The sequence below is a fragment of the Francisella noatunensis subsp. noatunensis genome (assembly GCF_009823375.1).
Taxonomy (GTDB): domain Bacteria; phylum Pseudomonadota; class Gammaproteobacteria; order Francisellales; family Francisellaceae; genus Francisella; species Francisella noatunensis.
In genome coordinates this window covers 1-8,448 of the sequence record NZ_WBSX01000082.1, presented here as the reverse complement: position 1 = coordinate 8,448, position 8,448 = coordinate 1, and the positions used below count along the sequence as shown (strand labels likewise).

Sequence of the window (8,448 nt, the reverse complement as noted above, 5' to 3'; positions counted from 1 at the left end):
ATTTGAAAGAGTTAAGTACTTTGGCATTTTTTAGTTCCTTATCGTTTATTTTAGTTTCGTCAAAACCTAATAAACTATATTTGGAACTCTCTTTCAACTATTTAAAACTTTCAGAATACAATCTAGCTATTAAATTCTGTTTTTTATTAGAAAAAATAGCGTAAATGAGTTATTATTTGAGATGTTATTTAACAAAAATTTTCGTCAAACGATCAAATAAGGAAGAAAATCAATGAACTTACATGAATATCAAGCTAAAGATCTTTTAGAAAGCTATGGTCTAAAAGTTCAAAAAGGTATCGTAGCTCATAACCCAAATGAAGCTGCTCAAGCATTTGACCAACTTGGTGGTAAATTTGCTGTGGTAAAAGCTCAGGTACATGCTGGTGGTCGTGGTAAAGCTGGTGGTGTAAAAGTTGTTAAATCATCTCAAGAAGCTCGTGAAGTAGCAGAAAGCTTAATCGGTACAAATCTTGTTACTTTCCAAACTGATGCTGAAGGTCAGCCAGTTAATTCTGTAGGTGTATTTGAAGATGTATACCCTGTTACTCGTGAGTTATACCTTGGTGCGGTAGTTGATAGATCTAGCCGTAAAGTAACATTCATGGCTTCAACTGAAGGTGGTGTAGATATTGAAGAAGTAGCTCACAATACTCCAGAGAAAATCCTTAAAGTAGAAGTAGATCCATTAGTTGGTCTTCAACCATTCCAAGCTCGTAAAGTAGCTTTCAAACTTGGTCTTGAAGGTAAGCAAATTAACGATTTCGTTAAAACTATGCTAGGTGCTTACAAAGCATTTGTTGAGTGTGATTTTGCATTATTTGAAATCAACCCTCTTGCAGTTAGAGAAAACGGCGAAATCGTTTGTGTTGATGGTAAGATCAATCTTGATTCAAATGCTCTTTACAGACACCCTAAATTATTAGCTCTTAGAGACAAATCTCAAGAAAATGCTAAAGAACTTAAAGCTTCTGAGCATGAGCTAAACTATGTAGCTCTTGAAGGTAACATCGGTTGTATGGTAAACGGTGCTGGTCTAGCAATGGCTACTATGGATATTATCCAATTATACGGTGGTAAGCCTGCTAACTTCCTAGATGTAGGTGGTGGTGCTACTAAAGAAAGAGTAATCAAAGCTTTCAAACTAATCCTAGATGATGAAAATGTAAAAGCTGTTTTAATTAACATCTTCGGTGGTATTGTACGTTGTGATATGATCGCTGAAGCAATTATCGAAGCTGTTAAAGAAGTAAACGTAACTGTACCAGTAGTTGTTCGTCTAGAAGGTAACAATGCAGAAAAAGGCGCTAAGATATTAGCTGATTCAGGTTTAACACTAATACCTGCTGATGGTTTAGCTGATGCTGCTGATAAAGTTGTGAAATCACTAGGTTAATAAATTAAAACAGTTAAAAGGATATTAAATAATGAGCGTATTAGTTGATAAAAATACAAAAGTTTTAGTACAAGGTTTTACTGGTAAAAACGGTACTTTCCACTCAGAGCAAGCTATTGCTTATGGTACAAATATCGTAGGCGGTGTAACTCCTGGTAAAGGTGGCACTACTCACTTAGATAGACCAGTTTTTAACACAATGGCTGAAGCTGTTGCAGCTACTGGTGCAGATGCATCTGTAATCTATGTACCAGCTCCATTTGTAAAAGATTCTGCTATCGAAGCAATCGATTCTGGTGTTAAGCTAGTTATAATCATCACTGAAGGTGTTCCAACTCTAGATATGTTAGTAGTTAAAGAATACTTAAAAGGTAAAGATGTACAAGTAGTTGGTCCTAACTGTCCAGGTGTAATCACTCCAGGTCAATGTAAGATTGGTATTATGCCTGGCCATATTCACCAACCAGGTAAAATTGGTATCATTTCTCGTTCTGGTACTCTAACTTATGAAGCAGTTGCTCAAACTACTAAATTAGGTTTTGGTCAATCTACTTGTATCGGTATAGGTGGAGACCCAATTCCTGGTATGAACCAAATCGAAGCTCTTAAACTTCTAGAGAATGATCCTCAAACTGAAGCTATCATCTTAATCGGTGAAATTGGTGGTACCGCTGAAGAAGAAGCTGCTGAATATATCAAACACAATGTAACTAAGCCTGTTATTGGATATATCGTTGGTGTTACAGCTCCTCCAGGAAAGCGTATGGGTCATGCTGGTGCAATCATCTCTGGTGGTAAAGGTACAGCTGAAGAAAAATTTGCTGCATTTGAAGCTGCTGGTATTGCTTATACTAGATCACCTGCTGAATTAGGTTCTAAACTTAAAGAAGTTACTGGTTGGTAATTTTTATTTTCTAAATATTTTTTCTCTATTCATATTTGCTAGATTGTATTCTGATTGCTCAAAAGGTAATGCTGAAACACATTCACTACAAAAACTTTTTGTATGATGTGATGCAGGTAGTTTATATTTTTTGACAAATTCTTGACCAGATTGCCAATTTAATTTTGCATTTGATGAAAACAAATTAGCGGCATGAGCTGAACCAGTATCTTTACGACAATGCTCACAATGACACAAAAAGAAATTTTCAAAACTACCATTAATTTCAAATTGAACAGAATTACAAAGACACAAACCTTTGAATGACATATTTACCTCGATTAGATTATCAGATCGGAAATTATATTCGATATGCATTAGATATCAATAGTTACTAAGATTTTTTAACTATTAAAAGTAAATTTAGCACTAGCTTATCGTTTAAAGTGTTTAAATATAATCTCTAGAAAAATTTACGCCATCTTAAAACTGGATATTTAGATGAGCTAACAATTCATGCTATTGATAGTCAAGACAATCGCTATGTGGCAAGCTTTAAAGGTAGTGAACCCGTCTTCTACTGGGTTTGGACTGATGGTATGAATGAACTTGTTAAAAAACAGGCTGAATTAATATCGTAGTTATTTACTTTTCTTAATACATCTATTTAAAATGGATATATTCAAATAAAATGCTCTAGTAAATGACAAAATTACTTTTATTAGTTTTTACTATATTAATATCGCTTAGTATTTCATTCTCAGCAGAAAGATATTATATGGGGGTATCGAAAGATCAAGTTAAAAACTCTGTTCAAACAATGCAAATTTATGATGCTTCATTGATATACCCATATCCAACATGGTTTAGCACGGATCTAGTCGGCGATGTATATAGAAGTCAAAAAGGGATTAGCTTTTTATATGAGCAAATACCTACGGGACAGAGTTTTGATGATTGGAAAGAAATATATACCATATCAGGATTATATGACAAAGAAAATAAGCTTAGTGTATCTCAATATGCTAACTATGTTCTATCTGGGTTTGTAAAGTCATGTGGTAAAAATGTTAAAATTCTAAATACTGCAAAGACAGAATCTTCAAGTATGTCAATTTTGCTATGTGGATCCTTATCAAATAAAAATATAAAAGCCTATAATAACAATCCTGGTGAGATAGCTATTTTTAAATTTATTAAATTCAAAAGCACTATAATACAAATTGGACAAGAATGGAAAACCCAATCATTTGATGCTGCTAGTATTAATCAAGCAGATTTTTTAGAAAATACCTATAAATACGTTAATAGTAAAGAGGCATTTTCAACTGCGTTCAAAGAAATTCATGAAAATGTTAGTGTTACTCAAGCTATTTCAAAACCATATTAACTTTAAGAACCTATAACCCTATACCCAAACCAATCAGGTTTTAGATTATATTCTTCATCACTCGGAGTTAAATGAATATACTTACCTCCAATAGAGCCAATCTCTAAACAATCATCGACTTCCATAAGATTATCTTTGTGCTGATGTAGAGAGTTTTTTAGTAGACTTTGCTTTGCTTTTTCTTCTGTTTTATCTGCAGCAACAAATAAAGCAAACTCATGTAGCTCATTTAGCTTAGATTCATCATAGCCACCAAGATTGACAAATATAACTTTCTATTAAAGTTTTGAGGTCTATCTTGGATAGATATTTGATAACCATCTGCGCCTTTGAGAGCTTTATAACTATCTAGATGCAACCCTTTAATAGTTCCAAACCAGTTTTGTCTAAGTTGCTCATAAGTATCTTCGATAGTATCTCCGATTACAAACTGTACGTCATATAACTCTATATTTGCTTTTGGTGCACTCCCACCAAGATAAACTATAAATAATTGACTCATTAAAAACTTTAAAATTAATTTTATTACAAACAATTATACCAACTATAAAACAAATTGAAGACTATAAATTATGATTAATAAAGGCTTCTCATTAGTGGTTAGTAGCGAAACCAACATAAAACTAATGTTATAATATGATAAATCAAAGTTAGATAATCTACTCATCCATGACAACCCTAGAAATCTGTATAGATAACTATCAATCAATACTCAATGCCCAAAAAGCTAGTGCTGATAGATTAGAACTATGTTCTGCACTTGGAGTTGAAGGACTTACGCCCTCTCTTAGCTTAGTTAAGTTTGCCAAAGATAATTTCACAGGTTCGCTTCAAGCTATGATCCGTCATCGTGCTGGTGATTTTTATTATGATGAAATAGATCAGCAAATTATGCTCGATGATCTAAAAACAATGTTTGGACTAAATGTAGATGGAATTGTAATTGGTGCTTTAACTAAAGAAAATAAAATTGATAAAAAATTCTTAGAACCATTTATTGAACTTACAAAACAAGCTGGCAAAGAACTAACTTTTCACAGAGCAATTGATTTAACAACAGATATATACACAGCTACTCAAGAAGTTATTGAACTAGATTTTGATAGAATTTTAACATCTGGAGCTAAGCCAAATGTAATACAAGGTTTAGAAATCATAAAAACTCTACAAGAAAAGTTTGGGAGCGAAATTCAAATAATGCCTGGTGGTGGAATTAACTCAACTAATGTAAAAGAAATACTCAAAACCACTAAAGTTACAAACATACACTGCTCTGCTTCTAAAAAAATTTTACGAGATATTTACTCTTTAGCTTTCCCAGCCTCCGCCTTAGAGATTAAAGTTAGTCAGGTTGATGAGATGAACACAATAAAATCACGAATTAATGAGTAAAAAATGATAAAAAATATATTCTTTGACTTAGATGGCACACTTGTAAATACAGTTGGTGACCTAACAGTTGCAACAAATACCATGCGTAAACATTTTGGACTTGAGCCGGTATCTGAAGATGTCTTAGCTAGTATTATTGGCAAAGGCTATCCCACTACTGTTAGAAAAATTTTAGCATTAGATTTCAATGATAATGATTATATTGAATCTATCGCTGATACAGGTGTCAAAATTGTCAGTCAAACATACAAAACCCTAAATAGTGCAAATAGTAGAGTATATCCCAATGTCATTGAAACTTTAGATTTCTTAAAGCAACAAGGTATCAAAATAGCTATTGTAACAAATAAACATGAAGAAGATGCTATACAGTCTCTGACTCATTTAGGCCTAGTTGATTATTTTGAGATTATCGTTGGTGGAGATACTACAACCAGCTATAAACCATACTCAGAACCTCTCCTGTTTGCTATGAATAAGCTAAATGCTAAAGCCGAAGAGAGTTTGATGGTTGGCGATTCTATGAATGATTATTTATGTGCTAAAGAGGCAAATGTAAAAACTATAATGGTAAGTTATGGTTATCATAATGGTGTAGATCTAGAAGCTCTAGATAGCTTCGCTTATATTGATGATTTTGCAGCAATTAAAAACCTTGTCAAAAAGATAAATGTACATTAGCAATTAGTAGTTTCAAAAATAAACCTCTTAAGAAGGTTATTTCAAAATTTCACTTGAACAAGCACTATGCTATAATTTAGCCATAATCGTATTTTGAAGAACTTTTTAAAATGGTAACTCATCACAAATTAATAATTTTAGGATCCGGCCCTGCGGGATACACTGCAGCAATATATGCAGCTCGTGCAAACTTAAACCCTGTAATTATCACAGGTATGCAACCTGGTGGACAGCTTACAACAACTACAGATGTCGATAACTGGCCAGGTGAAGCTGATGGTATCATGGGTCCTGAGCTTATGGAAAAACTACAAAAACAAGCTGAGAGATTCGATACACAAATCACATATGACACAATTAACTCCGTAGATCTACAAACTAGACCTTTCAAGTTAGTTGGAGAGATCGAAGAATATACTTGTGATGCTCTAATTATAGCTACTGGTGCTACTGCTAGATACTTAGGTTTAGAATCAGAAGAAAAATTCATGGGCAAAGGTGTATCTGCTTGTGCTACTTGTGATGGCTTTTTTTACAAAAACAAAGATGTCGCAGTAGTCGGTGGTGGTAACACTGCTGTTGAAGAAGCTCTTTTCTTATCAAATATTGCGAAATCTGTAACACTAATTCATCGTAGAGATTCGCTTAGATCTGAGAAAATCCTTATCGATAAACTAATGGAAAAAGCAGAAAATGGTAATGTAAATATTATCTGGGATACGACACTAGAAGAAGTTCTTGGTGATGATATGGGAGTTAATGCTCTACGCCTTAAAAATGTCAAAACTAAAGAAGAATCTAAGATTGATGTTATGGGTGTATTTATTGCTATTGGTCATACTCCAAATACAGGTATCTTCAAAGATCAGCTTGAAATGGAAAATGGTTATATCAAGGTAAAATCAGGTTTAGCTGGCGATGCTACTCAAACAAATATCAAAGGCGTGTTTGCTGCTGGTGATGTAGCTGATCATGTTTACAAACAAGCAGTAACTTCTGCAGGTACTGGTTGTATGGCTACGTTAGATGCTGAGAAGTACTTAGATAACTTAAATCAATAATTTCAACTCATCACTAATTCAATATCTATTACTTAGTTTTATCTAAAAATTTTAATCCTTTAAATATTGGCCATAATGTACATAATGCCAAAGCTGCCAATACATAAAACCATCTATTACTAGGTAATGGTTCTAAATAATTAATCATAAAAAATATTGTATATATAAACATAACCACTAGACCAGATAAACCATAAGCAACACCTTGTATTTTACCCTGTAAAGTTATCGGCGTATTTTTTTGTGCTATAGTAACAATTATTACCCATGATGATATAAATACACCTGCTACTAGATAATACAAAATAGCAAAAGCTATACTTTGGTTTAATCCTAACAACAAATACATCATAGCTGATGCACTCATAGAAAAAGCTAGCGTTAATTTTGGCGACATTTTTTCTATCATATTTGGCAATAGAATATTCCCAATAATAAAACCTACCGAAAATGCTATCTCTATTAGTCCAAATTCCAAAGATGAAGCATGAAGAATATTCTTAGCGTATGGAGATATGAAGATTGGAGCAATCATATATATACAAGTCATGCTAACTTGAGCTAAATAACACCAATATAGTGATATATTTTTGCTAAGGTAGTTAATAACTTCTTTCCAATTATCTACAAAATTCCCTTTTTGATTTTTTACAATTCTCTTTGGTACAATCATAAAACTACACAAAGTCGCAAAAATACTTCCAGCAAGCATTATTATCATAATCTGGTGCATATCGAAATACGCTACTAAGATCCCTCCTAAAGACATTCCAATAACCATACCAAATTCAAATAGTCCATCCATCGTACTATTTGCATACAATAGAACATCATCATTAGGAAATAACTCTCGCGACATTATCATCATTGCCGGCATAAAAAATGCTAATATAATCCCCCATATACTTGTAAACAAATATACTAGAGTTAAAGAATCTAAATTACCCAAAAATACAAATGCTGAAAGCAATATAACTCGAAAGATATTTACCAGAACTATAATTATTTTTCTAGGTATAAGATTCAGCAAAATAACCTGTAATTGGAGATAATATAACTCCAAAAACCCACCAAGTAAGCATAAATAACATTATAACTTCAAGGTTGTTCTTTAGAGTTAACAAATGCCAACTTATAGATATATAAGCAATGCCTACCACAGTAGCATTAAATAAAGTCATCACACAAGCATAGCTAAAAGAACTATTACTAAATAGTCTATTCTAGCTTTAAAATAATTAAGCATACTAATACCTATCAAGATAAGATTTTAAAGTCATACGACTAAATTAATTACAGAAAATACAGATACAAATAATCTAAGGTTATTCTATATTAGAAATAGTTATAAGCAAGAAGAGTCTAGTAATATCATTATAATAATTATATAAACTGCTAGATAGTATTCTCAATGTTTATAGAGATACCAAAATGTACTTCATTAGGTGTCAAGTAATTTAAACATTTCTTAGGTCTATTATTCAAGTCTATCTGTAACTTTCTAATGTATTGATGAGATATATTGTTAAAGTTAGTACCTTTAGGTATAAATTGTCTGATATACCTATTCATGTTTTCATTAGTACCTCTTTGCCAAGGACTGTATGGATCAGCAAAGAATACTTTGATGCCAGTCTTGCTAGTT

The 8,448-nt window shown here is 32.6% G+C and carries 10 protein-coding genes and 2 pseudogenes; 7 read left to right on the top strand and 5 right to left on the bottom strand.

What is annotated here, in order from left to right; genetic code table 11:
• Positions 1-232 precede the first annotated feature (232 nt).
• Both sucC and sucD read left to right on the top strand, forming a co-directional pair.
• Positions 233-1,396, top strand: coding sequence for an ADP-forming succinate--CoA ligase subunit beta (sucC, locus tag F8C69_RS07300; RefSeq protein ID WP_159184739.1), 1,164 nt, complete (start codon positions 233-235; stop codon positions 1,394-1,396).
• A gap of 31 nt (positions 1,397-1,427) precedes the next feature.
• The gene (sucD, locus tag F8C69_RS07295) at positions 1,428-2,300 is read left to right on the top strand and encodes a succinate--CoA ligase subunit alpha (RefSeq protein WP_159184738.1); all 873 of its coding nucleotides are present in this window, start codon (positions 1,428-1,430) and stop codon (positions 2,298-2,300) included.
• A 3-nt stretch (positions 2,301-2,303) separates the two neighbouring features.
• Here sucD and F8C69_RS07290 read toward each other — a convergent pair whose 3' ends face one another.
• Positions 2,304-2,657, bottom strand: coding sequence for a GFA family protein (locus F8C69_RS07290; protein ID WP_234393283.1), 354 nt, complete (start codon positions 2,655-2,657; stop codon positions 2,304-2,306).
• Between the two features lie 89 nt (positions 2,658-2,746).
• On the opposite strand from F8C69_RS07290, the pseudogene F8C69_RS07285 reads away from it, so the two are divergent.
• A pseudogene (locus F8C69_RS07285) lies at positions 2,747-2,920 on the top strand (asparaginase); the annotation flags it as partial.
• Between the two features lie 62 nt (positions 2,921-2,982).
• On the top strand, positions 2,983-3,669 hold the full coding sequence (locus tag F8C69_RS07280) for a hypothetical protein (protein WP_159184736.1): 687 nt from the start codon (positions 2,983-2,985) through the stop codon (positions 3,667-3,669).
• A gap of 2 nt (positions 3,670-3,671) precedes the next feature.
• On the opposite strand, the pseudogene F8C69_RS07275 reads toward F8C69_RS07280, so the two are convergent.
• Positions 3,672-4,171: pseudogene (locus F8C69_RS07275) on the bottom strand (DUF1543 domain-containing protein).
• A gap of 167 nt (positions 4,172-4,338) precedes the next feature.
• Here F8C69_RS07275 and F8C69_RS07270 point away from each other — a divergent pair.
• From F8C69_RS07270 to trxB, 3 genes are all read left to right on the top strand, one after another.
• Entirely contained in the window at positions 4,339-5,061 is a 723-nt protein-coding gene (locus tag F8C69_RS07270; RefSeq protein ID WP_159184735.1) for a copper homeostasis protein CutC, read from the top strand.
• Positions 5,062-5,064: 3 nt separating this feature from the next.
• Positions 5,065-5,742 (top strand): HAD-IIIA family hydrolase, encoded by a 678-nt coding sequence (locus tag F8C69_RS07265; RefSeq protein WP_159184734.1) that lies wholly within the window; start codon positions 5,065-5,067, stop codon positions 5,740-5,742.
• A gap of 110 nt (positions 5,743-5,852) precedes the next feature.
• Positions 5,853-6,803, top strand: coding sequence for a thioredoxin-disulfide reductase (gene trxB / locus F8C69_RS07260; RefSeq protein ID WP_159184733.1), 951 nt, complete (start codon positions 5,853-5,855; stop codon positions 6,801-6,803).
• Between the two features lie 28 nt (positions 6,804-6,831).
• On the opposite strand, the gene F8C69_RS07255 is transcribed toward trxB, so the two are convergent.
• The 3 genes from F8C69_RS07255 to F8C69_RS07250 form a co-directional block, all read right to left on the bottom strand.
• The gene (locus F8C69_RS07255) at positions 6,832-7,773 is read right to left on the bottom strand and encodes an MFS transporter (protein ID WP_234384176.1); all 942 of its coding nucleotides are present in this window, start codon (positions 7,771-7,773) and stop codon (positions 6,832-6,834) included.
• Positions 7,774-7,813: 40 nt separating this feature from the next.
• On the bottom strand, positions 7,814-7,987 hold the full coding sequence (locus tag F8C69_RS11310; RefSeq protein WP_234384175.1) for an MFS transporter: 174 nt from the start codon (positions 7,985-7,987) through the stop codon (positions 7,814-7,816).
• 211 nt (positions 7,988-8,198) lie between these two features.
• Positions 8,199-8,448 (bottom strand): IS30 family transposase (locus F8C69_RS07250; RefSeq protein ID WP_159183763.1); only part of this gene is annotated, 250 nt, incomplete at its 5' end.

Coding starts and splice junctions, on each gene's coding strand:
- sucC (WP_159184739.1), top strand. CDS start 233: ATGAACTTACATGAATATCAAGCTAAAGATCTTTTAGAAAGCTATGGT.
- sucD (WP_159184738.1), top strand. CDS start 1,428: ATGAGCGTATTAGTTGATAAAAATACAAAAGTTTTAGTACAAGGTTTT.
- F8C69_RS07290 (WP_234393283.1), bottom strand. CDS start 2,657: ATGCATATCGAATATAATTTCCGATCTGATAATCTAATCGAGGTAAAT.
- F8C69_RS07280 (WP_159184736.1), top strand. CDS start 2,983: ATGACAAAATTACTTTTATTAGTTTTTACTATATTAATATCGCTTAGT.
- F8C69_RS07270 (WP_159184735.1), top strand. CDS start 4,339: ATGACAACCCTAGAAATCTGTATAGATAACTATCAATCAATACTCAAT.
- F8C69_RS07265 (WP_159184734.1), top strand. CDS start 5,065: ATGATAAAAAATATATTCTTTGACTTAGATGGCACACTTGTAAATACA.
- trxB (WP_159184733.1), top strand. CDS start 5,853: ATGGTAACTCATCACAAATTAATAATTTTAGGATCCGGCCCTGCGGGA.